Below are 23205 nucleotides of genomic sequence, written 5' to 3'. Positions count from 1 at the left end.
GAGGCATGACGGCAAGCCAGTTGCAGCCGGAAAACCCCAGCCCTTCGGTCCCGAACGCCGGTCACGGCATTGATCCGGGGCAGGCGCTGTCGCAGGCGCAGACGCAATTCTTCATCCCGGCGACGGCGTCGCTCCATGAGCGGCGGCCGCGGACGCTGAAACATGGGGACAGCTTCGCCGTGTTCGACCATAGCGGCGACGCGATCGCGGGTCCGGGCAGTCCGGAAGGGCTGTATCACCGCGACACGCGGCATTTGTCGCATCTCTACCTCACCATCAACGACACCCGGCCGATCCTGCTGAGTTCTGGCCTTCGCGACGACAATGCGATGCTGACCTGCGACCTCACCAATCCCGACTTCGCGGGCGGGGATGGCCGCGTGGCGGTGGAGCATGACCTCATCCACCTGCGCCGCACCCGCTTCCTGTGGGAGGGCGCGGTCCATGAACGGATCACGATCCGCAATTTCGACACCGAAGTCCGCACCGTGGAGGTGAATATCAGCTTCGCCGCCGACTTCGCCGACCTGTTCGAGATACGCGGCATGACCCGGCTGCGCCGCGGCACCGTGCGGGAGCCTGCGATCGGTCCCCAGTCCGTGCGGCTGGGCTATGACGGGCGCGACGGCAAGCGGCGCGAAACGCTGCTGCGCTTCGATCCCGCGCCGCAGGTCCTGACGGAAAGCCGGGCGCGGTTCGAGGTGACCGTGCCGCCCGGCGACCGGCGCACGCTCTACCTGCTGATCTGCTGCCAGCCGCGCGACGACGAGCCGGCGGGGGACCTGTCCAAGCATTTCCTGAAGACCCTGCGCGAATCCATGCATGCGCTGAAGCAGGCGCGCACGCGGGGGGCGACCGTGCGGTCGTCCAACCAGCTTTTCAACGAAGTCGCCCGGCGGTCCGTGGCAGACATCACCATGTTGTCGACCGACACGGAATATGGCCCCTATCCCTATGCCGGCATTCCCTGGTTCAGCACCGTGTTCGGGCGCGACGCCATCATCACCGCGCTGGAGACGCTGTGGCTGGACCCGGCGATCAGCCGGGGCGTCCTGGGCTATCTGGCCGCGCACCAGGCGACCGAGTTCAACGCCGCCGCCGATGCCGAACCGGGCAAGATCCTGCACGAAGTGCGCCATGGCGAAATGGCGGAACTGGGGGAAGTCCCCTTCCGCCATTATTATGGCAGCATCGATTCGACGCCCCTGTTCGCGATGCTGGCCGGGGCCTATCTGGAACGAACCGGCGACAGCGGCTTCATCGCCTCCATCCTGCCCCATGTCGAAGCCGCGCTGAGCTGGATAGACGAGCATGGCGACCGCGACGGCGACGGCTTCGTCGAATATGGCCGGCTGACCGACCAGGGGCTGGTCAATCAGGGCTGGAAGGACAGCCATGATTCGGTCTTCCACGCCGATGGCGGAATAGCTCGCGGCCCGATCGCGCTGGCGGAGGTGCAGGCCTATGTCTATGGCGCCTGGCGGGCGGCGGAGGCGATCTTCACCACGCTGGGCGATCCGGACAAGGCCCGCGCCTACCGGACGCGGGCGGACGATCTGCGGGAGCGGTTCGACGCCGCCTTCTTCGACGCCGGGATCGGCACCTATGTGCTGGCGCTGGATGGGGAAAAAAGGCCGTGCCGCGTCCGATCCTCCAATGCGGGGCATGTGCTGTTCACCGGCCTCGCGAAAGAGGAGCGCGCGGACATGGTGGTGCACACGCTGATGGCCCCCGCCTCCTTTTCCGGCTGGGGCGTGCGGACCATCGCTTCCACGGAGGCGCGCTACAATCCGATGAGCTATCATAACGGCTCCATCTGGCCGCACGACAATGCGCTGATCGCGGGGGGATTCTCGCGCTACGGCTATCGCGCGCAGGCGGCGCAGATATTCGAGGGGCTGTTCGCGGCGGCGACCTATGTCGACCTGATGCGCCTGCCCGAACTGTTCTGCGGCTTTCCCCGGCGGCGGGCGCAGGGGCCGACCTTCTACCCCGTGGCATGCAGCCCGCAGGCCTGGTCGGCCGCCGCGCCCCTGTCGCTGATCCAGTCGAGCCTGGGCCTGGGCTTCGATGTCGGCGGGGCGGAAATTTCGCTGCGGGAACCCGCGCTGCCCCGTTTCATCGACCAGCTCACCCTCTATGGGCTGCGCGTGGGGGAAGCCTCCGTCGACATCGCCTTCGACCGGATGGGGGACAAGGTGGTGGTGAAGCCGCTCGACCGGAAGGGCCGGGCGCGGGTCGTGACCATTGCCTGAAAACTGGCGCTTGGCATTGCCGCAAATAGGCTTACATCCCGGCCCATTGGGCTGAAAGGATGGAAAGAGCATGGCAGGAACGGCGCTGATCACCGGAGCGACCGCAGGCATCGGCGCCGCATCGGCGCGGCGTTTCACGGCGGCGGGGTGGAAGGTGATCGTCACCGGGCGCCGCGCCGAACGGCTGGACGCGCTGGTGGCGGAACTAGGCGCGGACAAGGCGCATGCGGTCAGCTTCGACATGCGCGACGAGGCCGCCATCGACGCCGCACTGGCGGCCCTGCCCCCGGATTTCGCCGATGTCGACCTGCTGATCAACAATGCCGGGCTGGCGCTAGGCACCGCGCCGGCGCAGCAGGCCGACCTGGATCAATGGCGCCAGATGATCGACACCAACATCACCGGCCTCGTCACCATCACCCGCAAGCTGCTGCCCCGCCTGATCGAGCGCAAGGGGGCGATCATCAACCTGAGTTCGGTCGCGGCGACCTATCCCTATGCGGGCGGCAACGTCTATGGCGGGACCAAGGCGTTCGTCAGCCAGTTCTCGCTGGGCCTGCGGTCGGACCTGCACGGCACCGGCGTGCGCGTGACATCCATCGAGCCGGGCATGGTCGAAACCGAATTCACCCTGGTCCGCACCGGCAGCCAGGCCGCGTCGGACGCCCTGTACGGTTCCGCCAATCCCATGACGGCGGAGGATATTGCGGAAACCCTGTTCTGGGTCGCCAGCCGCCCGCCCCATCTCAACCTCAACCGCATCGAACTGATGCCGGTCAGCCAGTCCTTCGCCGGGTTCCAGGTGGCCCGGGAAAGTTAGGCCGTAAACTCCACCTCCGCCAGCACCAGCCCCTCCGCCGCCCCGGCAAAGACATCGACTTCCCGGACCCTGCCCTCATGGGCACGCGAGGCGCGAAGGGGCCGACCGCCACGCCCAGTCATTGATCCCGCGGCATTGCTCATACATTCTGCGCGGGCCGGCGGCGGCGAAGCCCCAGAGCAGGAGGATGGCGATGCGCGTGATGGTGCTCGTAAAGGCCACCGAAGACAGCGAACGGGGCTTTGACCCCACGCCGCAGACGATGGCGGCGATGGAGGCCATGGGCCGGTTCAACGACCAACTGGCGGAGGCCGGCATCCTGCTCGCCGCCGACGGCTTGACTCCCTCCTTCCAGGGCAAGCGGATCGCGTTCGATGGCCCAAACCGAACGGTGATCGACGGGCCTTTCGCGCAAACCCGCGAACTGGTCGCCGGCTTCTGGCTCTGGGAAGTCAAGGACATGGAAGAGGCCATCGCCTGGGCGAAGCGCTGCCCCAACCCCATGCCCGGCGCCAGCGAGATCGAAATCCGGCCACTCTACGACCTTGGCGATCTTTCCTGAACGAGCCGTCGGAAACCGCCAGGAACGACCAGAGCGGTTTCCAAGCGACGAGTCGGTCGCCGGCCAGGAAATCGCGATAAAACAAGGAAACCGGATGTTGGGACTGTTTAAATCTGACCCGCAAAATGCGAGATTCAACGGGATAATTGGTTTTGACAACCTTAGCTAAACCTCTGAAATTGACCGTCAGCGGGCGCCGCAACCTATTGTTTCCCTTTGGACGTGGCCCCAAGCGGAGAACATTGCGCGACCCCATCACCCGGGAATCATCATTATACCCGACACGTCCCGCGCCACCGCAACGCTCGATCTCCGCGAACTTGTCGCGATGAACGTCCTTGGGGTCAGGACTCGTTGATCAGAGCCAGAAGATGACGGTGGCTGGGAGGGCGATGGCGGAGAAGAACGCCGGGCATCGGCCTTAGCGGTGGCGACGCGACGCCAGTCCTTCAGCCGACCGAACATGATCTCGATGCGGCTACGCGTCTGTAGCGCGCTATTTGACGGGTTAGGGCCTTGGTTCCCGACCTGGAATGCAGGGTTCGATGCCCCTTCCCTGCAAGGCTCCCTGAACCAGCCGGCGCCACGGCCGCGGTCGCCAGCAGCAATGGGCCTTTGGCAGATCGTCCAGGAGAGCCGCAGCGCCGGTATAGTCGCTGAACTTCTCAGCGGTCATGAAGAAGCTCAAGGGGCGTCCGATTGCAACGGTGACAGCGTGAAGTTTTGTGTTGATGCCGCCTTTGGTGCGGCCGATCAGCCGCCCGGGTCCCCTTTTTAACCCGCAGGCTCGATGCCGTGCGGTGCACCCTCAAGTAAGTGCATTAATCATGACAGGCCTGGACTCCGCACTCGCAGAAGCCGGCCCTTCCATCATGCAGACAAACACACGCATCTCACCCCACCCTTTCCAGCGGTTGTACGACGTCTTGTATGGGCCAGAATCCTTCGGAGCATATTTATCGAACAATCGTAGATGAGATCGGTGGATTCTATTTCGAAGTGCGAAATCCTGGGATTTATAAGGGTTTGATCCCCTTTCCAGAAAGGCACGCGATGAACGGCTATCAGCATCTGGGTTTGGACGAGCGGCGGGACATTTATCGATTGGTGGCAACCGGACGGTCAGCGCGGCAAATTGCGGATGCGCTGCGGCGGCATCCGTCGACAATTTATCGCGAGCTCAAGCGCAACCGACACCTGGACGAGCATCCGATGTTTCGCGGCTATTTTCCGACTGTCGCACAGACGATGGCGCGCGGACGCCGCGTGCGTGGCGGGAAGATAGCTCGCCAGCCGGAACTGGCGGTTTATATCGCTGATCGCTTGTCCGCAGCCTGGTCGCCAGAGCAGATTGCGGGTTACCTTCGCCGTCATCGGGGTGTTCGCAAGGCGGTGTGCCACGAGACCATTTATCAGTATGTTTATGGCCCTGATGGACAGCAACAGAAGCTGTGGCGCCATCTATCTGTGGCTCGCCGTTCGCGCCGGCAACGTTATGGCCGGAAGCCGCGCGGTCTTCATATACCCGTGGCCAATACGATCGGCGCACGGCCGCAGGAAATCGCGGATCGCAGCAGTTTTGGGCATTGGGAAGGTGATCTCCTGATCTTCCGGAGAGAATATGGCAAAACCAACCTCACCTCGCTGGTCGAACGCTGCAGCCGGTTCACCTTCCTCGCGCGAAATCCGAGCCGCCATTCCGCCGGTGTCATGGCCGGCATCGATCGGCATTTGCGCGACGTGCCCCCTCCCCTCCGGCGCAGCATCACCTTTGATCGAGGCTCGGAATTTGCCGCCTTTGCGACACTGCGAAACAGGCTCGGCATCACCAGCTATTTCTGTCTTCCCTCAGCGCCCTGGCAGAAAGGCGGCGTGGAAAATTGCAATGGCCGAATACGGCGCTTCCTGCCCTCCAACACCGACATTGCGCTCCTGTCGGACAAAGAGATCCAGGCCGTCGCTGATCGCCTCAACAGCACACCCCGCAAGTGCCTGGGCTATCGCACCCCGCACGAGGTCCTGGGTGAGCAGATCGCCCTCCTCAAGGCCGGATAAATTTTGCCATCCGGGGTGGGGCTCGCCCCCACCCCGGATGAAATGCTACGCATCCCATGGATGTCGCGCTTCAAATCGAAACCGCCATCCGAGGTATACGACGGACGGTGGGCTGTCACGACGGGCCCCGTTCCACCAGTGCAGCGATCATTGCGACCAGCGTGTCCTCGGCCCGTTCCCGGAGCATGGGGTCGGTCGCGTTCAGGTCGTCGCGCACCCATTGCGGGGTGCGCCTGACGAGATCGCGCAAGGCGGCAGCGGTATGCTCAGGTTCAACTGTCGTCATCATCATCATTACCTCCACTCATCCGCGTCCGCATTGGGCTGGATGATCTTCTCGAGCGACAAAATCGCGGCGTCACTTGTTCCGCCCCCTCCCGCCTGAAGCCGACTAAAGAGCCTAGCTTTGATCTACCACATCGCATATATACGGTTGAAGAGCGTAATTTGATGTTTAATATATCATTCGAGGGTCAATGATCACCTCTCAGCAGATGCGGGCCGCGCGAGCATTGCTCGGAATCGACCAGCGCCAGCTCGCCGCTCTGGCGAGCGTGTCCCTGCCGACGATCCAGCGCATGGAAGCGTCCGATGGGCAGGTGCGAAGCGTCGTTGATACATTGGTGAAGGTGATCAGCGCCCTCGAAGCGGCAGGGATCGAGATCATCGGCGAGAATGCCCAGAGCAGCGGCGCAGGACGTGGCGTCCGCCTCAAGGAAACAGTGGCCGGGCGGCAACCCAGGCGCGTACCCTCTGTGCTGTTCGATCAGACGGCCGAAGACGATGGATCGTAACGCGCGACTTCTCGCCTTCACGCCAAAGCTGATTACGGTCCTGCGCGAGGGCTATTCGGCCGATCACACGCGGCGCGATTGCATTGCCGGGCTGACGGTCGCGATTGTCGCCCTTCCCCTTGCCATGGCGCTGGCGATCGCAAGTGGCGCTTCGCCTGACAAGGGACTTGTCACGGCTGTCATAGCCGGCTTCCTGATTTCTGCGCTCGGCGGCTCGCGGGTTCAGGTCGGCGGGCCGACAGGCGCCTTCGTCGTCGTCGTTTTCGGCGTCATTGCACAGCATGGCTATGACGGGCTGCTCCTGGCCACGCTAATGGCTGGGCTGATGCTGATCGTTGCTGGATATTCGGGCCTGGGCGGTCTCGTCCGCTTCATTCCCCAACCCGTAGTCATCGGCTTCACCGCAGGTATCGCCGTCATTATCGCGTCGAGCCAAGTGAAGGATTTTCTCGGCCTGAGGATAGACGGCGGAGTGCCTGCAGATTTCATCCCCAAATGGCAGGCGTATTTCTCTGCGCTGGGCAGCGTTCATATCCTGAGCGTCGCGATTGGCGCCGGGTCGCTGGCACTGATCATCGTACTTCGCAAATGGGCGCCACGGGCGCCAGGCTTCCTGATCGCGGTCATATTGACCGCAGCGATGGCCGCGCTTCTCCGACTGCCGGTGGAAACGATCGGATCGCGCTTTCCGAACCTGCCTACCGGGATTCCTGTCCCCTCGTTGCCAGACCTCTCTCTTGCCAAGCTTCAGGCAGTCGTCCCTTCCGCGTTCACGATTGCCTTTCTGGCGGGAATCGAGGCACTTCTGTCTGCGGTCGTGGCCGATGGAATGATCGGATCAAGGCATCGATCCAATCAGGAGCTTGTCGGCCAGGGCGTCGCTAACATCGCATCCGCATTGTTTGGTGGCTTGCCAGCGACGGGTGCCATCGCCCGCACAGCGACCAACATCAAGGCGGGCGCCATCACCCCCGTGGCCGGCATGATGCATGCGCTGTTCCTGTTGCTGTTCATCCTGTTCGCCTCGGATCTCATGGCATTTGTGCCGCTGGCAGCACTCGCTGCCATCCTGTTCGTGGTGGCGTGGGGCATGAGCGAACATCATCGCTTCATCCAGTTGCTCCGAATGCCCAATGGCGATCGCGGCCTGTTGCTGCTGACCTTCGGCCTCACTGTTCTGGTCGATCTCACCGTTGCGATTGGCGTCGGCGTGACGCTCGCTTCGCTGCTCTTCATGATGCGCATGAGCCGAACCGTGGAGATCGCGAACGACAGCGGCAATGGAACGCCGCCACCCGAAGAAAGGGAGGACATCCATCAGCGCGATGCGCTTCCGCCGGGTGTCGAGGTATTTCGTGTCGATGGACCGGTCTTCTTTGGCGTCGCGAATGAATTGCTCGATACGCTGCGGTGGGTCGGCCCCACGCCGAAGATCATCATTCTTCGGCTGCGGCAGGTGCCCCTGCTTGATGCGAGCGGCGTGACGGCGATCGAGGAAATCGTCCGGCAAGCGGCCTCTGCCGGGACGCAGATCATAGTTTCAGGCGTCCAGGCACAACCAATGGCGATGCTCAAACGGGTCTCGCTGGGACCGGCGGATCGGCGCGTAATCTTCAGCGATGATTTTCCCGATGCCCTCCGCCTCGCAAGGGCGATCATTCTCGCACCAACTTCCGCAGCCCAACGGCTCAACTAACCACCAGAACCATGGATTTGAAATGAGCGATACAAACGACGATTATGTGTATGACGAAGCTTCGGGCGAGTGGATCTCCGCGGCGGAGGCAGCTGCCAAGGACCATGCCTCAAACCGGATTGAAGTGCATGATTCCGCCGGCAACCTTCTGGCGGACGGCGACAGCGTCATCACGATCAAGGATCTGAAGGTAAAGGGCGCCGGACAAACGCTGCGCAAAGGCACTGTGATAAAGTCGATCAGGCTGACCGGCGACGCACAGGAAATCGACTGTCGCTACGAGGGCATCAAAGGCCTGGTTCTTCGAGCCGAGTTTGTACGCAAACACTGAACGGAGCGAGGTAGAGTTCGCATGTGGCACATCAATGGCGGCTTCTGGACCTATGAAGCACACCTCTGAATGGCCGTCATCCTGGCCGCTTGGCGACAGTCTGGTTCGGATTGGGGCTGCTGGGATAGCTGACGCTCGCAATCCGGCAGTTCCCGACCAACATGCGCCCTTCAGCGACAACATCGCGAACCGCCGCTTTGACCAAAACCTGTCCCGCAGACATGGACTTACCGGACAACTAGTCCTACCCGACGAGCGTCGCGGTCAGCCGCTGGAACCGTCGCTTGCAAGTGTTGTAATCCGTGCATTCACGAAGCGCGTTATCCATCCCGCAGAGCGCGGGCTATTCGTCATAAGCGGGTGCTTCTTCTGGCTGACGTTGCCGCCTGCGCGAATGACGTTGCGGTTAGCCTTGACTAAGCCGCAGCGAAGGACTGCCTTGGCTTGGACGGCAGGACGTTTGAACCGGCCTCCGGCGGCCATCAACGAGACCCAGTGAATTTTCTTTGGGCAATAAGGATGCCAGTCATGGGTCTACCACAGAATGAGCTGGAGCAGCGCTGATGATGACGATTGCCCGCGCGTTCACCGCGTGGATGCTCGTTCCCTGAGACAACGCATCGGAAGATTGTATTGCAAGCCAGTTATGAGCGGGGAGCCGCGTTATGATAGTCGATCTTCTTTCGGTAGGACCCCTAGACAATTTGGTCGCTCGAAAAGAAAATGGCCCCGTCGGAGCAAGCTCAACGACGAGGCCGAGGTTCAGGACCGCCCGAGGGGAACAGGCGGCAGATCCAATATTAGGTCGCGATCATGAATGCGCAATGACCCGGACAGCGACTGCGTCAGTAGGTGGACTGCGGTTTATCTGACTTGCGCACCAAGCGGTAGGCTCCAGCAGCGATCGCCGCCAGCAGCCCCAGCTTTGCGGCGGTCTTCAACGCACCAGATGCCACATAGCCAATGATCGCGCCCTTCACGCCGCTGTCACCGTCCCGCCGGTCGATCGCTGCCCCAACTGCTGTTCCGATCAGATTTCTCATGCGTCATCTCTCCAATTTGCCTGCGAGGAGCGCATGAACCATGCCAAGGTTCCTCCGCCCTGCCAGACCGCGCCGCTCTCCATAAGTGCGCCACGCTCGTCAGAATTGCCGCCACGCCCATCAGGAACGCGCCATCGATATTCATCATTGCCGACTCCTTTCTTGTGAGGCATGTTCCACATTTGTTCTCGTGTAGGAAAGGTGATTCTGCGATGGCAGAGCAGACCCCCAATCAGGCGCCACTTCGCAGCGCGGCCAAAGCGATCTACGACACCGTATATCCCTCGTCGGAATGGACGCCGGTGCCCTTCGATGAGGCTGAGCGCCTTCAAACCGTCCACTATCGCAACGCCATCGCCGCTGCCCGCTATTTTCAGCCGGTCGAGCAAGGCGCGCTGTTGTGATTCATGGCCCGCTATCGCGATGGGCTGAAGGTGGCGACTTGCATCTTCGAAGCCGCGGCCTGGCACTATTCGGTGAGGGTTGCCTGCCAATGCGGCAGCGAGGAATTTTTTGACGCTCACGGGCTTTGGTGGAAGTTTCAGCGGAAAGGCTGGAGCGATGACTTCCGGGACGCCAGGCGACGCTTCTACTGCAAGGCCTGTATGGAACGGCACGGCCGGAAGGTGCGTCCAGCTGTCATCGAAACAAGCAGGGAGACGCCGCGCTATTGCTTTCCACTGCCGGATGAGCGGGAATGGAAACGCGCGGTGAACCGCTTCAGAGGATAGGATCATGAGCTACAAAGCTGTCCCAGAAGAACTGTTCGACATTCCCGACAATCTGTCACCCGGGGAATATCGCCATGTCTGTGCGCAGGTGGCCCTTCAGGCGGTAACCTATGCCATGGGTTCGCGCGAAGTGAAGGAAGGCCATGCCTCCATCGCGATGCCGATGCTGGCTGAAGCGCTCGCCATGGGTATCGCCATGCTGATTACGGCTGACGACACCAAGCGAACCCCGCGCGATATTCGCCTGGCGGGTGAACATTTCGGCAAACTGATCGGCGGATTTGCCGCAATCTTGCACGATGGTGAGGACAGGACAGGCAGTCAGCTGCTGGATATGTTGGGCGTGATGCCGACGAAGCTCAATTAGGAGCGACCATGTGCAATCTTTATAAAGCCCGGAGCAGTGCCGAAGAGCTTGCCCGTCTGTTCGGCGCGCTTCCCGATCCGGCCGACCAGATCGCGGTCGAAAAGGATTATGTCGCTCCGGGCAAACCAGGTCACGTCGTGCGGGAACAGGAATCCCAACGCATTTTGTCGGCGATGAGTTGGGGCTTTCCATTCCAGGGACGGCCTGTCACCAACGTGCGTAACTATACCAGCCCGTTCTGGAAGTCTGCCTTGGCAAATCCCTCCCGGCGCTGTCTGGTGCCGGTCGCTGAGTTCCAGGAATGGTCGGTCGAGCCAATGCCTGACACAGGCAAGAAGAAGCCCTTCTGGTTTCGCGTGCCCAGCCAACCGGTTTTCGCCTTCGCTGGAATATGGCGACCCACGGAAAGCCTGCCGGTCTATTCCTTCTTGACCTGTGGCTATGATGGCGACGCTGCCACGCATGTTGTCGGCGCTATCCACCCCAAGGCCTGTCCTGTCATCCTTCACCCGGAAGACTATGACCGCTGGCTGCGCGCGGATCTTGACGATGCGCTATCGCTGGCGTGCGCATATCCTAGCCAGTTGATGGCCGTCGGTGACGTTTGATTTACGTAACGAAGCTAAGGCCCTAATCCCATCCAATGTCTAATGTTGTCAAATTCCGCCGCCGCAAAAAGGCGCCTCGTTCGCCTGTCATGCTGGCAAGCCTTGCCATCCTCGGCTTAGCCGGTGGGCTTGCCTCGCTCTCACTGCCCGATGGAGCGAAGGCCAGGGATGATGTCTCCCGCACCTTTGCCCTCTGCCATACCGGCGGCGGCACCAATTGCGTGGTGGATGGCGATACGATCTGGCTTGATGGGGAGAAGATCAGAGTTGCCGATATTGATGCGCCAGAAACGCACCCGCCACGCTGCCCAACAGAAGCAGAGTTAGGCGAGCGTGCGACGCGGCGGCTTCACCAATTGGTCAATGCCGGGCCATTCACTGTGGCCACGCTTGATCGCGATACCGATCGATATGGGAGAAAATTGCGGGTGTTGACACGGGGCGGTCAGTCACTCGGTGATGTGTTGGTTAGCGAGGGGCTAGCCCGAACATGGAGCGGCAGGCGGGAGCCCTGGTGCTGAACGTCAGCGAATTCAGCCGATGGGCATAATCGCCTGCCAGCTCAACCTTCATCTTTACGCTTAGGCGCTTATGACGACCTCAAGCCTGTGTTCGCCGCCAATCCGAAAGCCATCGTGTTTTCGGTCGGGGCAGCACCAAAATCATTAACGGGATGAACAATGATCGTGACACCGCTCTCACCAGCCGCCGCCGCTTTCCGCAACCGCGTTGAGGACGAAACTGCCTTTCTCACGACGTGCGAAGGGGGCGACCCTGGCTCGCCCGAGAATCGGTCAATCTGGTTGCTGGGAATCGAACCTGGCTGGTCCCTCGCCGACGAAGCCGCCGATACTGAGATGGAAGGTCAGCGAGCAGCAAAGTTGGAGGCCTACGCCGTCGAACTACAACTTGAATGGCCCTTCAATCGCAATGCTTTCAAGCTGCTCTGCGCGTTGGAAGGTGGGGATCCGGAGGATTTCCGCGCATTTGCGCAGCGCGCCCGTCCTTTCGAGCGCGGTTCGACCGGATGGTTCAAAGCAAATCTCTTCCCTGAACCTTGCAACAAGGTCGGGGAGTGGGACGCACATTCGGCTGCAAAGACCGGCTTCACCCGCAAGGATGACTACCGCGCGTGGCTGCGGGAAAATCGCTTCCGGGTGATGAAAAGTTGGATTGAACGCTGCCGACCCCGCTTGGTCATTGGCACTGGCCTGACCCACCTTGCAGATTTCCTTGAGATCACCGGTACAACCGGGACTCCGACAGTCCACACCATCACGGTGAACGGTCACGCGAAGAGATTACATGTTGCCACAAACGGGATGGTTCCCGTCGCCGTAATTCCTCACCTGAGCGGGGGACCCCACAGCCTGAACAGCAATGAAGCGATCAGACTGATTGCAGAGCAAATAAGAAGCGAAATCGGCGTTGAAAGTCCTGCTTAGGCATCACGCGGGTTCGATATGATCCACGGCGAGCAGATCGAACCCATCTCTTGTGCCGACCACTTTGACCCGCGTGCCCAGAAGATGCTTGTGCCGCTTCAGGATGTCCAACCGCCATTCTCCACCGTCCGGCACACGCAGGATGGGATAAAGACCATTCTCCAGCAAGATGCCGGCTAGCTCGTGACGGGTTGGCCGATGCATGAGCTTTGTGCTCCCGATACTCAGGTCAAGAATCGGATCGCAGCGTGATTTCTCGCTCAGAGAACCGCTGGACCGAATGTCGGCCTATTTTCGGAGGCCCACCACATGACCAAACGCCTTAATCTGGGCGTTTCGATCTGCGGAGTATGCCGCCCCCATTGAAAAAAGTCTCCGCTCGACTGTGAAAAGCGAAGCCAGTCTGAGGAAATGCTTGTCGCGTTCGCAAGGAAAGAAAGGGGCGTTCGTCAGAACACCCCTTCCTGTTCATGCGGTTACGCGATCAGTAACGCCAGGAAATACCCAGCGAGAGCTTGTTGTTGTCCACGCGGATGCCATTGGTGTCCAGATCGCGGTTGAGGCCAGCGCTGCCATAGTCCTCGATCAGATATTCAACTCGGATCGACGCCTGCGCGCCGACGCGTGTTTCCAGGCCCGCGCCGTAAACCAGCGCGTCCTGCATCGTCTTCGTGCCGTAGGTGTCAACGCCGTCAAAAACCGTGGTTTTGAATTTGGTCGACTGCCAGCCGCCGCGTGCATAAATAGCGGTGCTGTCGGCGATCATTGCACCGAGGCGAGCGCTCAGGCCGAACGATTCGCGGGCCTTGACCTTGCCGCTGATGCTGTCCGTGCCGTCATCGAGCTCAGCCGAGATGCTTGCGCCCGAGAAGTTGGCATTGGCTTCGACGCCGAAGAAGACGTTGTTCGACAGGGCATAGTCATAGCCGACATACACGCCGCCGCCGATGCCGTTGCCGCTCAGACCGTCGAGGTCGAGCGTGCCGATGCCGATGTCGGTGCCTTCGGCCTTCACTTCATACGCGTCGCGGCTGATCTGCGCGCCGATGAACGGACCGGAAAAGGTTTCTGCATGGGCGGAAGTAGCTCCGGCGACGATCGCCAGAAGCGTCAAAGAAATTTTCTTCATAGTTCCCCTGAATTGGTTCGCGTTGATCTTTCGTTTCGGTTGCGACCCGATGTGGCGGGTAGTCGAGCAAGCAAATTAGGTCAAGCTCACAGCGATAGTTTCGGCAAAACTGTTGTTTGATTACAACAGGTAAGCTTGCACGCGGCGTGCGAGACTCACAGGATGTGCACCCCCGAAATTCTAGATCGAAGGCGGCTCGCTGCTGGACACCGGCTGCGGAAAAGTGACCCGGCCGGATGGCCGGGTCAGGTAAAGGAAACTAATAGAAGTTCCCTTCGGGTCGCGCGGTCTTGCTGGCCGATTCAACCCGACTTGCCTATCCGGGTTTTTCCCGGTGCTGCTCACCGGATCGATCGGCAGCGGGTCGGTGCCGGGCGCAGCAGGTGTATGCGGCCGATGATCGCACCGGCTTGATACGCTCGATGGATAAGCAGGAATTTCCCTGCTTCGCGACCTTTATGAACTCGGCTAGGCTAGGCGTACCTCGTCTGGTGAGCGTCCGGCTTCCCATCTTCTGCGCACATGACGATATTCACTTTCGCTCTGAGTGATCGAGTGTCAGTCCGGCACCTAGTGCGACCAAGTCTCAGCTTTCCGTCAGGAAGACCTTATTATCGCACTGAATTGTGCCGGTAAGCGCCGACCCGGCGCCATCATCGTCACCAAGGGCATTATACCTGACTTCGACGGGGGCGACGCTATAAGTTCCCAAATCGCGCCAAGAGTCAGTTGGGCTCACCGAAAGCCCGACACCGGGCATTCCCGTCCCAACAGACATGCGATAGTAGCGAGGGCCTATCGCGTGGCCTTCTACATGGGTGAAGGCATTCAGCTGATCCGACATCCTAACCCAAGCCATGTCATCAGCCAAACCTACGATGATCTTGCCGCTTTGCTTTATGTGGCACTGGAATTTTCCTGAGAACCCCCGTTCCACTATATCCGCGAGATCATTTTCGCTGAGCGGCGAAAGCTTCAGTTGGGGTGCAGGCTTTGTGTCGCCAGACAAGTTCACATTAGGATGCCAAGGTTCTTGCCCATTGGAAGTGCAGAGCCGATAGCTTTCCTTGCGATTGTCTTCCCATCTCACGGAGAACTCTTTTGGGGATATAAATTCTACCTTGCCTATTTCAGTGCCCTTTGCTCCATCTTCTTTGATCTTCAAAAGATTGCCGCCAAAGGACCACGCGCCCGTTGCGCCTTCAGTCGTATACTTGCCGTCGGAACCGAAGATCAGGGGCGCACCACTCGCGCAAAACTCATCCTTAACAACCCAGCTGCCGACCATACTGGCAGGGTGTAAGCCAGCATTTGAGGTGTCCGCGCGCTGCGTCGCCACTTGACCTTCGCCCCCATCGTTAACAGAAACAGCTTCCTGCTTTGAAGTGCTTGAACCTGTCTCATAGAAAATAATGAGCCCGCCGATAGCGCCCAAACTTAGGATACCGACTGAAAACACGGCCGACTTGCGCAAAACTGTTCTCCCGAGAGTTTGAAATTAACATCAACGAGGATGGCGGAGGGAAGTAAGCTGCATTCTCCTGCTTGGCTCTACGACTACATCGGTATTCTTAGGCCGTTTTATTCGTAACAGGACGGCTTGGCAGTATGACCCGCCAGTAATCGGAGGCTGCGGGCAGCTCGTCGCCTGAAAGACCAGCCGAATAATGACCCGGCCGCGTGGCCGGGTCAGATCTGGAAACCAGACAGCTTCCTAGGGTCGAGGTTCGGGTGTCTTGCGTCCCTCTCTGCCTATCCCGCTATTTCCCGATGCTGCTTACAAAATATTGATGGACTGTGGCTCAGTAGTCTCCGGCGTAGCAGGTGCCTTGACCTTCACGGCAGAGAGCAGCGCAGGCAACTTCGTGGCAATGCCGCTCAGCCCCTTCGCCTGCAGCCCGACCAGTTCACCGGCAAGCTTCAGTTGGCCGACGCGCTTGAGCATAAGGGGATTGCTCCCGATGCTCTTCACCGCTTCGGGCGCCTGCTTGGCCAGCACGATGTTACGTGCCACACCGATCGCGAGGTTGCTCACAGCTAGGGTCAGCATCTTCCGCTCTTCGGCCGATCCTTTTTCGAAGCGGGCGCGGACCTCATCGGCCAGATGCTCATTGTCGGCAATGGCGCTCAGGTTCGAGGCGAAAGTCGTTTTAGTCGCGCCGATCTCCTTGATGTCCTGCATGCCGGTGATCGAGGCAATCTCGGCCTGTGCACCAGCCTTGTCCTTCTTGAGGCCCAGCGCATAGTTGAGAGCCACAGCAGAAATCATGACGTTCTTGGTTGAACGAACGGCGTTACCAAGGAAGGCTTCCGTATCGATGCTCTCGCCGCTGCTGCCACCGCCAAGGCCGAGGCCGAGGCCACTCTTCAGCTTGCCAAGGCCGCCAAACTGCGCCTGTGCAGCAATTGGCATTGCGCATATCAGCAGTGCAGCCGCTAGCTTCATGCTCATCTTGTTCATATCATTTCTCCTCATTCGTGATGAATTGATCTTCAGCCGGCGGCATGAGTGCCGCCGCCGCCTTGACGGCCAGCGGCAGGGCCACGGCGGCGAAATCCTGATCTAGACGGGCAGACGGCATCTCCGCCGGGCTGTCGGGAGCCATTGCAGTCGGCGTCATCTGCACCTGCATCCCGCCGCTGCCGACCTTCGTTGCACCACTGTGCAGCGTGTAGCCGACCACCAGGGGACGCTGACCCACGGCCGTCGCGCTCAGCGACAGAACCGGCGTGAAACAGTAGTCGTTCTTGTGCGGCTGGGCTGCTGCCAGCTTCTCCCATCCCTTGAAGGAAGGGGAGAAGGGTGCCAGTTCCATCGGCAGATCGGCGACAAAGGTCGGGGCAGCGAAGGTGCCGGTAAAAAGCGGCCCCGCACCGATCCGCCACAATGAGGGGCGAGCATCGCCGCGCCAGTCGATGCTCAAAGCCCCTCCGGGACCACGGCACTGCTCCACAGCGCGGCGCGTGCCGAGAACCTGTCCCGCCGTATCGGCCATAACCATGTCGCCTGTCTTGAAGCGAAGTGGCTCGAGGCCGATGTCGCTGGCAGCAAGCACCTGGCCCGCCATCACCCGATCGACGCGCAGTTGCCCGACGGGTATCCGCACATCCGCAGCAGGGCCAATCCGCCCAAGGCGACGGAGCACGACAACCTGCTGGCCAAGGCTGAGCGCACCGCCCGGATCGGTGATGCCAAAGCCCTCGCTGTTGTGATTGACCGGCAGCATTGCGGGTAATGGGCGCCAGGCGGACACGGCCTGGGCCGCCTTGATGAGTGCATTGCGGACCACGGTGTCGCGCCGCTGATCGGCAGAGAAGCGGATCCCGCGCGCAACCTGATCGACAATTTGGTCGGCCGCATGGAAGCTTTTGAGAACGCGGCCCGACGGATCGACGAGCTCCACAAAGGCATGCGCCTCATGCTGCTCGATCATCACGCCAGGAACATTGCTGGGGATGGAAGAAGGCGCGAGCGCCTCAACGCTGATCCGCGTGATATAATCTGGCAGGCTGCGGCTTTCTTCCGAAGTGGCCCCCGCATCGCCCATTGCACGAGTGCGAAGGTCCATCATCGAGGGATTTACCGGGACTGGCGCAAATCGCCCCGCTTTCCCCAAGGCGTCTTCAAAAACTTGGGTTAGATAAATGCGTGGGTAACCCGGCGGGATCGTTGCCACTACCGAGAGCAGGCTCGGCCGCGCCAGCATATCGACCGGTTGCGTAGCGGTGCGTGTCAGTTGCTGCCCGGTCCGGTATTGTGCGAGGACCGGCTTGACCACCGCATAATCAGGTCCAGCGTAGAGGACTTTTCCATCCTCTCCGATAACATCGCCAGTGCGCAGACCAGCAGCCCGCCCTTTGTCGATGATCCATTGATCATCAGCCGCCGCCAGCACGGTCGCGCTGATGGGATAAGGCTTCCAAGCAGCTGCGGCCTGTTCAACCAGCCTGACGAGCACGGCGTCGATATGGCTGGGCAAGTTTGCCGCCGCCTGCGCATCGACCTCCGCATCAGCATAGGTGGCCACCGCATCGTCTGAGATGCTTTGCGTCGCCAGCACTTCGCCCGTCGCTATGTTGCTGATGTCAAGCGTCAGGGTGATCGGCATGTGTGTTTCGACCGTTCCACCCTTAGGCACGCGCCAGATCGTCGCACGGCTGAGCCGGAGCGATGCTACTGCCGTCCCGGCAAGCCGCGCCCGTGCCGTGGCGTCTGCCGGAAGATGGGCACCAAAGCGATCCTCGACCGTCGGCATCCGCAAAGCGATGAGTTGCGTGAAGCGCTCCGCAATGGCAGCCTGGTTTCTCTTGATAGTTTCACACAGGGCCGGCGCGATCATGGCCGTATCGCTCTCCGCCGTCCGGTCCCCTACCCGTCCGCATGCGGATCCCTCCAGCCCGTAAAGCGCCGGAGAAGCCCAGAGATGGAGTGATGGCGACTGGGCAGCGGCCGGCGACAATCCCGCAGCCGCCGGAGCCAGAAGAAGTGCGCAACCAGACCAGCCCCGTGCGCGCGTCGAACGCTTCTGGCTCACTGGCCGCATCCCGACAAGCACAGCAGGACGGATCGTCCATTCACGGTCGACTGCATGCCTGCAAAGGCAGGGTTGAAGCGCAGCTTCTGAAACAGTGCCAGCTGGAGCGGTGTGGAACCGGCATAGCGGACCGTGAAGCGCATCTCATTGCCCTGTTGGGAAACGAAATTCTGTGCTTCCACGCCGTTGGTCGCCTGCAGTGCGTCCAGGATGTCGGCCTGCATTGCCATGTCGAGGCGACTCGCCCGCAGCACCAGCGCGTAGTCCATGCTCTGGCGGCTATCGATCCCTGCTGCTGCCGACGTCTCCGCCTTGTCACGCCAATAACTTTGCACCTGGGGACCGACTGTGTCGGCGACTTTGCGAACCAGCGTCTCGCTCAGCTTGGACTCGCAGTGGTCGAAGCCATCCCCGATTGCAGTGCCAGATGCTTTTCCAGAACCAATTATCTGACTGTCAGCCGTCGAGTAGGCGCTGGCTTCTAGCTCACCGCTACACTTGACTCCCCCGCTTGGGGCCGCGCCCAATTGGTTGACGGTGATGGTGCCCCCCATGAAGAAGGGCGCTTTATCCCGGCTGATTGATTGCAAAAACTGCTCATAATCTGGGCGCTGGCGCAGCGATTCAAAGGATGGAATAGCGCCCCCATAAAAGCGGGTGAGCGCGATATCGGCGCTTGCAACCGCCACGCCATAATTTGTTAGATGGCTGGTAAAGTCGGTTAGCGCCGCGCGCGAGCCGCTGGTTTGGGCCGGCCGCTGATAGACAACATGCGAACGAAACCGCTCATTGTCATGCACTTCGGCTTGCACGTTCGTCTTGTCGATAAAGGCGGCCGAATGACTGCTCGCGGACGCGCTGCTGTTGGAATAGCCGCTGGCGACATTGCTACGCGCGCGACCAGCCGCCGAGCCATAGCCGTTGCTCACTCCAATCGCGCTCGCTGCGGACCCGCGATAGGCTCCGGCACTGCGATCAGTTGACGCTGAGCGATCTTTTTCAGAAGCGGCAACAATGGATTTGTCGCTGAAGGAGCCACCGGTCTGCCGATCATATTCGACAGTCACCTCTGCGGGCTTACTAAAATCCCGGCCTGGCCCGGTCTTCGGATCAATCATCACCATGATCCGCTGCTGATTTCCAGACGCGCGGCGCGAGTTGCTATGGATGCCCTGATCGGCCAGCCGCTTTGCAAACCACGCGCCGTCAATGTCGGCGGTCAATTTCATGATGAAAATATTGCCTTCGCGTCGCGGCTCCCGCGTCACGATCATTTCGCTGCCAATCTGGCCACCGATAGAAGCAATCTGCTCCTGGTCCACTTCTGCAATGCGCTCTCTACCGATCGTTCGTAGCAACATCTCCGTGACAATCGCGCGACGCGCTTCGCTTTCCGCCACCGTGCGCACCGATTCGATGTCCTTGCCGATCGGCGCGCGGCCTTCGCCGCTGGCAATCTCCGCAAGTGCGGCAGGCGTGAAGAAGGCCAACCCGGCGCACGCGCCGAGCAGCAAACGCGAGATGTCGCGCATGGAATAATCCTTTCGAGAACGAGCTATGGTGTCAGGAGGGAATTGTCAGAGGTCGCCTTTGATGACCACGTCTCCAGCGCGGATGTAGTCGTCGGAAATCTCGACCTCGGGCTGTTCACGCTTCTTCACAACGGGTGAAGCCACTGGACGGGCCCGGGTGGTAAGCGTCGAAGGATTGGCGCGCTCTTCGATAGCGGCAAAACGGTCGTCATCGCGGATGGCGTCGAATGCTGGGTCGGCCAGTACCCGGTTGGGTTCAGCAAGCCCCGCGCTTACTGCGCGGTTTAGCGCATCAAGCGCAGCGCCTTCATTGTCGGAAAGCGCTTCGGCTCGCGCCAGCAACAGCCATGCCTCCGCATCGCCAGGCGAGGTTTCCGTTAATTCCTTTGCCCGGCGAGCGGCATCGCCAAAATTTCGGGCTACGATAGCCGAACGGATTGCCGATTTCGGATCAGCGGCTGCGTCAGCTTGGGTCGCGGCATTGTCATCAACTTTGGCGTTTTCGCTACAACCGCCCAGCATCATCACGGCGCCCAGACACAGCGCCGCCGTCTTGTTAAACAGCATCTACGGTTCACCCCCTGTATGACCGTCCCCCTGACGGTCAGCTAGCCTTAAGCCCTCATCATCCTCGATGTGCTATCCGGATTTTTCCCTGATAATTTAGGCGTATGTGGGACCACGAAGTAAATGTTACATTAATGGAATGATCCTCATCGCTTGAAGAACAAGGTCAAGTCCCGCAGCTCCTAGTCAGACCGACTAACTACGCCGCCCTTACACTCGGGGAATTTCCCTGCTTCACGAATTTCAACGAACTCGGCAAGGCAACCGCATGATGATGCCATTAGGCCAGACACAATATATGGGCGGGCGGGTGCCAATGGCACGAAAGCCGGCCGACCTTTTGCTATTGCTGGCTTATGGCTTCGGCTTCTGGTTTACGCTGGGGTTGGCGGCGTACTGGGGTGGAAAGGGCTTTTACTCAGTCTGGTTCCCCGCCGCGGGCCTCCGTCTAGCCTTGCTGTGGCATGCCGGGCCAAGGCTTACGCCAGCCATCGTGGCCGTGGAAATACTGGTCAATTTGGCAATGGACCGGTTCTCCATTACCTCCCCCGACTTGGCGATGACGCTATGGGGCATATTGCGGCCGGTCCTAGCCTATGGCGGCGTGGTAGCCCTCATTCGCTGGCTTTCCAGCGGCAGAAGAGCGGGCGTGATGGCCCCTCCGATGCCCTTCAGTCTTGCTGCCGTTGCGGCACCTGGGATCGCAGCGTTCAGCGCCTTGCCTGAAGCGCTCTTGCGGCCTGACAGGACGGCCGTTGAAAGTATTCAGGATGTCATGATCTCGCTCACGGCTTTTGCTGTCGGCGATCTGCTGGGCGTGCTGATCATCGCGCCGCCGCTCCTCTGGGTGGCAGAGACGATCAACCGTCGGCCAAAGGGCATGTTTGCGGCTCTCCGCGAATGCGTAATTCGCGCGAGCTCAACGCTGGAGGTTGCGCTCCTCCTGGCAGGCGGGATAGCCACGACCTGGCTGCTCAACCGAATTGGACTGGGGTCCCAGCCAATGCCTCTCATCCTGGCGGTGGCGTGGATAGGCTTGCGTTTTGGTCGATTCCCTGTCTGGATCGCATTGACAATCGTCAGCATCCTTATTCTGCCAGAGACAGCAGGCGCGTTCAGCACGACTGATCGGCTGAACCTACACCTTGACCTCGCCACCGTCGTGGTGGTCGGCTACCTTGCCGGCAGCTACTGCGATGCACAGAAGCAGGCACGCACGGACATCGAGCGGCGCGACCGGCTGCTCTTCCAGGCCGAGCGACTGAAGACCCTGCGTGCGATGTCGGTGGCAGTTATCCATGAGATCAGCCAGCCGCTATCGACCTTGGCGATCGAGGCGAAACATCTTCACGAAATCACGGACGGGGCCGATGACGAAATCATGCGGAGCGCTGCACTGGTGGATCGCAAGGCCGCGACATTATCCAACCTTGTGCGCCGCCTGCGACGGTTCGGCGGGGCGGCGGTGGACGAGCCGAGCGCGCTGCCGGTTTCGGCGCTGATCGAAAGCGTGGCCGCAATTGCAACTCCGGAAGCCAGAGATCAGGGTGCGTTGCTCAAGATCGGCCCGATCAATCCCGATCTTGTCGTGTTTGCGCAGGAGGTGGAACTGAGCCAGGCGCTGATGAACCTCCTGCGCAATGCCATCCACGCGGCGAATGACGGACAGGTCGAACTGACCGGCGAGAAGGAAGGAAAAAATGTGCGGATCATGGTCACGAACCGCGTTGGAACCAGCCATCGCGCCAAGGCAGGCATGGGGGTCGGCGCTCTGGTTGCGCAGGCCATAGTGGAAGCGCATGGCGGGCATTTGGAAAAGGCGAAGGTTCATGACGGCGTGGCCCACGCTTCAATCATCCTGCCGCTTGCCGGAGACGATGCATGAACGCAGACGATCCCAAGGTCTACGTGGTGGATGATGACGCCGATCTGGGCGCCACCGTGGCGCGGTTGCTCTGTCGGCATGGCTTTAGCGCGCAGTCTTTCCTGGACCCGGTCCGGCTTCTCGATATTTATGCACCGGCGCCTGCAGCCTGCATCGTCACCGACGTGATGATGGATGATCTCGACGGCTTCGGCTTTGCCGACCGGGTCCGAGTCATAGATCCGGCAGTCGCGATCATTTTCATGACGGCATGGCCGACGACCGCAAATGCCGTCGATTCGGTGCGTCGCCATGGAGGGATTGATTACCTTGAGAAGCCGCTTGATGAAGCGCGGCTGCTTGCCGCGGTCAGTGAAGGTGTGGATTGGTCGGTCCGGAAAAGACAGCAGCTCGCCCGCACCGCCACATTGTCTCCGCGCGAAAGAGAAGTGTTCGACCTGCTCGTGCAGGGTCATAGCAACAAGGTCATCGCTGCCATGCTGGAGCTCAGCCCTAAAACGGTTGAGGATCACCGGGCGTCGATCATGTCCAAGACGGGCGCCAACGGGTTGGCCCAACTGATCGCCCTCGCATCGCTGGACTGAGTTTTCATGGACCCAACCGCACGCTTCGGGTTTCGGCCGCGGACTTGAACGCCATTCTCATTAAAACGCCGCTGCTGGAAGACGAACTCATGCTATCCCTGAACCCAATTCTACAAAGCCGAACGGCAGCGTCATGACGACCGGAATCAAGGAAGACGATATCGCGCGCCTCGTCGGGACCTTTATTAACGGGTCCGACAAAGATCCAGTGCTGGGGCCGATCGTCAATGACCAAAATTGGCGTTCACCTGGCAAGCCTAGATGGC

The 23205-nt window shown here is 60.6% G+C and carries 25 protein-coding genes and 1 pseudogene; 15 read left to right on the top strand and 11 right to left on the bottom strand.

Annotation, left to right across the window (positions count from 1 at the left end):
- Nucleotides 1–5 precede the first annotated feature (5 nt).
- Together SIDU_RS02305 and SIDU_RS02300 are read left to right on the top strand one after the other, a co-directional pair.
- On the top strand, nt 6–2255 hold the full coding sequence (locus tag SIDU_RS02305; RefSeq protein WP_007683915.1) for an amylo-alpha-1,6-glucosidase: 2250 nt from the start codon (nt 6–8) through the stop codon (nt 2253–2255).
- A 70-nt stretch (nt 2256–2325) separates the two neighbouring features.
- The gene (locus tag SIDU_RS02300) at nt 2326–3075 is read left to right on the top strand and encodes an SDR family NAD(P)-dependent oxidoreductase (protein WP_007683914.1); all 750 of its coding nucleotides are present in this window, start codon (nt 2326–2328) and stop codon (nt 3073–3075) included.
- Here the strand turns inward: SIDU_RS02300 and SIDU_RS20185 are convergent.
- Entirely contained in the window at nt 3072–3197 is a 126-nt protein-coding gene (locus tag SIDU_RS20185; protein ID WP_007683912.1) for a hypothetical protein, read from the bottom strand. The two genes, SIDU_RS02300 and SIDU_RS20185, sit on opposite strands and share 4 nt — an antisense overlap.
- A 71-nt stretch (nt 3198–3268) precedes the next feature.
- On the opposite strand from SIDU_RS20185, the gene SIDU_RS02295 reads away from it, so the two are divergent.
- Nucleotides 3269–3637 carry a YciI family protein gene (locus SIDU_RS02295; RefSeq protein ID WP_025772591.1) on the top strand — a complete coding sequence of 123 codons (369 nt, stop codon included), beginning with the start codon at nt 3269–3271 and terminating at the stop codon, nt 3635–3637.
- A 358-nt stretch (nt 3638–3995) separates the two neighbouring features.
- On the opposite strand, the pseudogene SIDU_RS19940 reads toward SIDU_RS02295, so the two are convergent.
- Nucleotides 3996–4625 (bottom strand): annotated as a pseudogene (locus SIDU_RS19940) (IS5 family transposase); the annotation flags it as partial.
- A gap of 65 nt (nt 4626–4690) precedes the next feature.
- On the opposite strand from SIDU_RS19940, the gene SIDU_RS02285 reads away from it, so the two are divergent.
- On the top strand, nt 4691–5692 hold the full coding sequence (locus tag SIDU_RS02285; protein WP_007683908.1) for an IS30 family transposase: 1002 nt from the start codon (nt 4691–4693) through the stop codon (nt 5690–5692).
- 115 nt (nt 5693–5807) lie between these two features.
- On the opposite strand, the gene SIDU_RS02280 is transcribed toward SIDU_RS02285, so the two are convergent.
- Nucleotides 5808–5987 (bottom strand): hypothetical protein, encoded by a 180-nt coding sequence (locus tag SIDU_RS02280; RefSeq protein ID WP_039979697.1) that lies wholly within the window; start codon nt 5985–5987, stop codon nt 5808–5810.
- A gap of 181 nt (nt 5988–6168) precedes the next feature.
- Here SIDU_RS02280 and SIDU_RS02275 point away from each other — a divergent pair, with 181 nt between their 5' ends.
- The 3 genes from SIDU_RS02275 to SIDU_RS02265 are packed head-to-tail and all read left to right on the top strand — an operon-like array spanning nt 6169 to nt 8513.
- On the top strand, nt 6169–6486 hold the full coding sequence (locus SIDU_RS02275; RefSeq protein WP_007683905.1) for a helix-turn-helix domain-containing protein: 318 nt from the start codon (nt 6169–6171) through the stop codon (nt 6484–6486).
- The gene (locus tag SIDU_RS02270; RefSeq protein WP_007683903.1) at nt 6476–8182 is read left to right on the top strand and encodes a SulP family inorganic anion transporter; all 1707 of its coding nucleotides are present in this window, start codon (nt 6476–6478) and stop codon (nt 8180–8182) included. The genes SIDU_RS02275 and SIDU_RS02270 overlap by 11 nt, the downstream gene beginning before the upstream one ends.
- A 22-nt stretch (nt 8183–8204) precedes the next feature.
- Nucleotides 8205–8513, top strand: a complete 309-nt coding sequence (locus SIDU_RS02265) for an alkylphosphonate utilization protein (protein ID WP_007683901.1) — start codon at nt 8205–8207, stop codon at nt 8511–8513.
- An 845-nt stretch (nt 8514–9358) separates the two neighbouring features.
- Here SIDU_RS02265 and SIDU_RS02260 read toward each other — a convergent pair.
- The gene (locus tag SIDU_RS02260) at nt 9359–9556 is read right to left on the bottom strand and encodes a hypothetical protein (RefSeq protein ID WP_007683899.1); all 198 of its coding nucleotides are present in this window, start codon (nt 9554–9556) and stop codon (nt 9359–9361) included.
- A 212-nt stretch (nt 9557–9768) separates the two neighbouring features.
- Between SIDU_RS02260 and SIDU_RS02255 the strand changes: the two genes are divergently transcribed.
- The 6 genes from SIDU_RS02255 (at nt 9769) to SIDU_RS02230 (ending at nt 12707) form a co-directional block, all read left to right on the top strand.
- Nucleotides 9769–9960, top strand: a complete 192-nt coding sequence (locus SIDU_RS02255) for a hypothetical protein (RefSeq protein WP_007683897.1) — start codon at nt 9769–9771, stop codon at nt 9958–9960.
- 3 nt (nt 9961–9963) lie between these two features.
- Nucleotides 9964–10287, top strand: coding sequence for a hypothetical protein (locus SIDU_RS02250; protein ID WP_007683896.1), 324 nt, complete (start codon nt 9964–9966; stop codon nt 10285–10287).
- Between the two features lie 4 nt (nt 10288–10291).
- Entirely contained in the window at nt 10292–10654 is a 363-nt protein-coding gene (locus SIDU_RS02245; protein WP_007683894.1) for a hypothetical protein, read from the top strand.
- An 8-nt stretch (nt 10655–10662) separates the two neighbouring features.
- On the top strand, nt 10663–11262 hold the full coding sequence (locus tag SIDU_RS02240) for an SOS response-associated peptidase (protein WP_007683893.1): 600 nt from the start codon (nt 10663–10665) through the stop codon (nt 11260–11262).
- 35 nt (nt 11263–11297) lie between these two features.
- Nucleotides 11298–11783: a thermonuclease family protein gene (locus tag SIDU_RS02235; protein ID WP_115288585.1), complete on the top strand. Its 486-nt coding sequence runs from the start codon at nt 11298–11300 to the stop codon at nt 11781–11783.
- A gap of 159 nt (nt 11784–11942) precedes the next feature.
- Nucleotides 11943–12707, top strand: a complete 765-nt coding sequence (locus SIDU_RS02230) for a hypothetical protein (RefSeq protein WP_007683888.1) — start codon at nt 11943–11945, stop codon at nt 12705–12707.
- A gap of 3 nt (nt 12708–12710) precedes the next feature.
- Here SIDU_RS02230 and SIDU_RS02225 read toward each other — a convergent pair whose 3' ends face one another.
- The 7 genes from SIDU_RS02225 to SIDU_RS02195 all read right to left on the bottom strand — a co-directional run bounded on the left by SIDU_RS02225 (nt 12711) and on the right by SIDU_RS02195 (nt 20470).
- Nucleotides 12711–12911 (bottom strand): DUF5818 domain-containing protein, encoded by a 201-nt coding sequence (locus SIDU_RS02225; protein WP_007683886.1) that lies wholly within the window; start codon nt 12909–12911, stop codon nt 12711–12713.
- Between the two features lie 280 nt (nt 12912–13191).
- Nucleotides 13192–13836 carry an outer membrane protein gene (locus SIDU_RS02220; protein ID WP_039979694.1) on the bottom strand — a complete coding sequence of 215 codons (645 nt, stop codon included), beginning with the start codon at nt 13834–13836 and terminating at the stop codon, nt 13192–13194.
- Between the two features lie 586 nt (nt 13837–14422).
- Nucleotides 14423–15310: a hypothetical protein gene (locus SIDU_RS02215; RefSeq protein ID WP_039979692.1), complete on the bottom strand. Its 888-nt coding sequence runs from the start codon at nt 15308–15310 to the stop codon at nt 14423–14425.
- A gap of 303 nt (nt 15311–15613) precedes the next feature.
- Nucleotides 15614–16297: a hypothetical protein gene (locus tag SIDU_RS02210; protein WP_007683881.1), complete on the bottom strand. Its 684-nt coding sequence runs from the start codon at nt 16295–16297 to the stop codon at nt 15614–15616.
- A 1-nt stretch (nt 16298) separates the two neighbouring features.
- On the bottom strand, nt 16299–18176 hold the full coding sequence (locus tag SIDU_RS02205) for a hypothetical protein (RefSeq protein ID WP_007683880.1): 1878 nt from the start codon (nt 18174–18176) through the stop codon (nt 16299–16301).
- Between the two features lie 191 nt (nt 18177–18367).
- Nucleotides 18368–19903 (bottom strand): hypothetical protein, encoded by a 1536-nt coding sequence (locus SIDU_RS02200; RefSeq protein WP_007683879.1) that lies wholly within the window; start codon nt 19901–19903, stop codon nt 18368–18370.
- A 45-nt stretch (nt 19904–19948) separates the two neighbouring features.
- Nucleotides 19949–20470 (bottom strand): TPR end-of-group domain-containing protein, encoded by a 522-nt coding sequence (locus tag SIDU_RS02195; RefSeq protein ID WP_007683878.1) that lies wholly within the window; start codon nt 20468–20470, stop codon nt 19949–19951.
- 268 nt (nt 20471–20738) lie between these two features.
- Here SIDU_RS02195 and SIDU_RS02190 point away from each other — a divergent pair, with 268 nt between their 5' ends.
- Nucleotides 20739–22355 carry an MASE1 domain-containing protein gene (locus tag SIDU_RS02190; protein ID WP_007683877.1) on the top strand — a complete coding sequence of 539 codons (1617 nt, stop codon included), beginning with the start codon at nt 20739–20741 and terminating at the stop codon, nt 22353–22355.
- A complete protein-coding gene (locus tag SIDU_RS02185) occupies nt 22352–22939 on the top strand; it encodes a response regulator transcription factor (protein WP_007683876.1) in 588 nt (195 codons plus the stop codon). The genes SIDU_RS02190 and SIDU_RS02185 overlap by 4 nt, the downstream gene beginning before the upstream one ends.
- Nucleotides 22940–23205: the final 266 nt, after the last annotated feature.

Source organism: Sphingobium indicum B90A (genome assembly GCF_000264945.2).
In the GTDB taxonomy this organism is placed as follows: Bacteria; Pseudomonadota; Alphaproteobacteria; order Sphingomonadales; family Sphingomonadaceae; genus Sphingobium; species Sphingobium indicum.
This window is presented reverse-complemented; position numbering and strand designations above follow the sequence as displayed.

Coding starts and splice junctions, on each gene's coding strand:
- SIDU_RS02305 (WP_007683915.1), top strand. CDS start 6: ATGACGGCAAGCCAGTTGCAGCCGGAAAACCCCAGCCCTTCGGTCCCG.
- SIDU_RS02240 (WP_007683893.1), top strand. CDS start 10,663: ATGTGCAATCTTTATAAAGCCCGGAGCAGTGCCGAAGAGCTTGCCCGT.
- SIDU_RS02300 (WP_007683914.1), top strand. CDS start 2,326: ATGGCAGGAACGGCGCTGATCACCGGAGCGACCGCAGGCATCGGCGCC.
- SIDU_RS20185 (WP_007683912.1), bottom strand. CDS start 3,197: ATGACTGGGCGTGGCGGTCGGCCCCTTCGCGCCTCGCGTGCCCATGAG.
- SIDU_RS02260 (WP_007683899.1), bottom strand. CDS start 9,556: ATGAGAAATCTGATCGGAACAGCAGTTGGGGCAGCGATCGACCGGCGG.
- SIDU_RS02225 (WP_007683886.1), bottom strand. CDS start 12,911: ATGCATCGGCCAACCCGTCACGAGCTAGCCGGCATCTTGCTGGAGAAT.
- SIDU_RS02235 (WP_115288585.1), top strand. CDS start 11,298: ATGTCTAATGTTGTCAAATTCCGCCGCCGCAAAAAGGCGCCTCGTTCG.
- SIDU_RS02275 (WP_007683905.1), top strand. CDS start 6,169: ATGATCACCTCTCAGCAGATGCGGGCCGCGCGAGCATTGCTCGGAATC.
- SIDU_RS02295 (WP_025772591.1), top strand. CDS start 3,269: ATGCGCGTGATGGTGCTCGTAAAGGCCACCGAAGACAGCGAACGGGGC.
- SIDU_RS02205 (WP_007683880.1), bottom strand. CDS start 18,176: ATGATCGCGCCGGCCCTGTGTGAAACTATCAAGAGAAACCAGGCTGCC.
- SIDU_RS02265 (WP_007683901.1), top strand. CDS start 8,205: ATGAGCGATACAAACGACGATTATGTGTATGACGAAGCTTCGGGCGAG.
- SIDU_RS02285 (WP_007683908.1), top strand. CDS start 4,691: ATGAACGGCTATCAGCATCTGGGTTTGGACGAGCGGCGGGACATTTAT.
- SIDU_RS02255 (WP_007683897.1), top strand. CDS start 9,769: ATGGCAGAGCAGACCCCCAATCAGGCGCCACTTCGCAGCGCGGCCAAA.
- SIDU_RS02245 (WP_007683894.1), top strand. CDS start 10,292: ATGAGCTACAAAGCTGTCCCAGAAGAACTGTTCGACATTCCCGACAAT.
- SIDU_RS02200 (WP_007683879.1), bottom strand. CDS start 19,903: ATGCGCGACATCTCGCGTTTGCTGCTCGGCGCGTGCGCCGGGTTGGCC.
- SIDU_RS02280 (WP_039979697.1), bottom strand. CDS start 5,987: ATGATGATGATGACGACAGTTGAACCTGAGCATACCGCTGCCGCCTTG.
- SIDU_RS02270 (WP_007683903.1), top strand. CDS start 6,476: ATGGATCGTAACGCGCGACTTCTCGCCTTCACGCCAAAGCTGATTACG.
- SIDU_RS02185 (WP_007683876.1), top strand. CDS start 22,352: ATGAACGCAGACGATCCCAAGGTCTACGTGGTGGATGATGACGCCGAT.
- SIDU_RS02190 (WP_007683877.1), top strand. CDS start 20,739: ATGATGATGCCATTAGGCCAGACACAATATATGGGCGGGCGGGTGCCA.
- SIDU_RS02195 (WP_007683878.1), bottom strand. CDS start 20,470: ATGCTGTTTAACAAGACGGCGGCGCTGTGTCTGGGCGCCGTGATGATG.
- SIDU_RS02250 (WP_007683896.1), top strand. CDS start 9,964: ATGGCCCGCTATCGCGATGGGCTGAAGGTGGCGACTTGCATCTTCGAA.
- SIDU_RS02220 (WP_039979694.1), bottom strand. CDS start 13,836: ATGAAGAAAATTTCTTTGACGCTTCTGGCGATCGTCGCCGGAGCTACT.
- SIDU_RS02230 (WP_007683888.1), top strand. CDS start 11,943: ATGATCGTGACACCGCTCTCACCAGCCGCCGCCGCTTTCCGCAACCGC.
- SIDU_RS02210 (WP_007683881.1), bottom strand. CDS start 16,297: ATGAACAAGATGAGCATGAAGCTAGCGGCTGCACTGCTGATATGCGCA.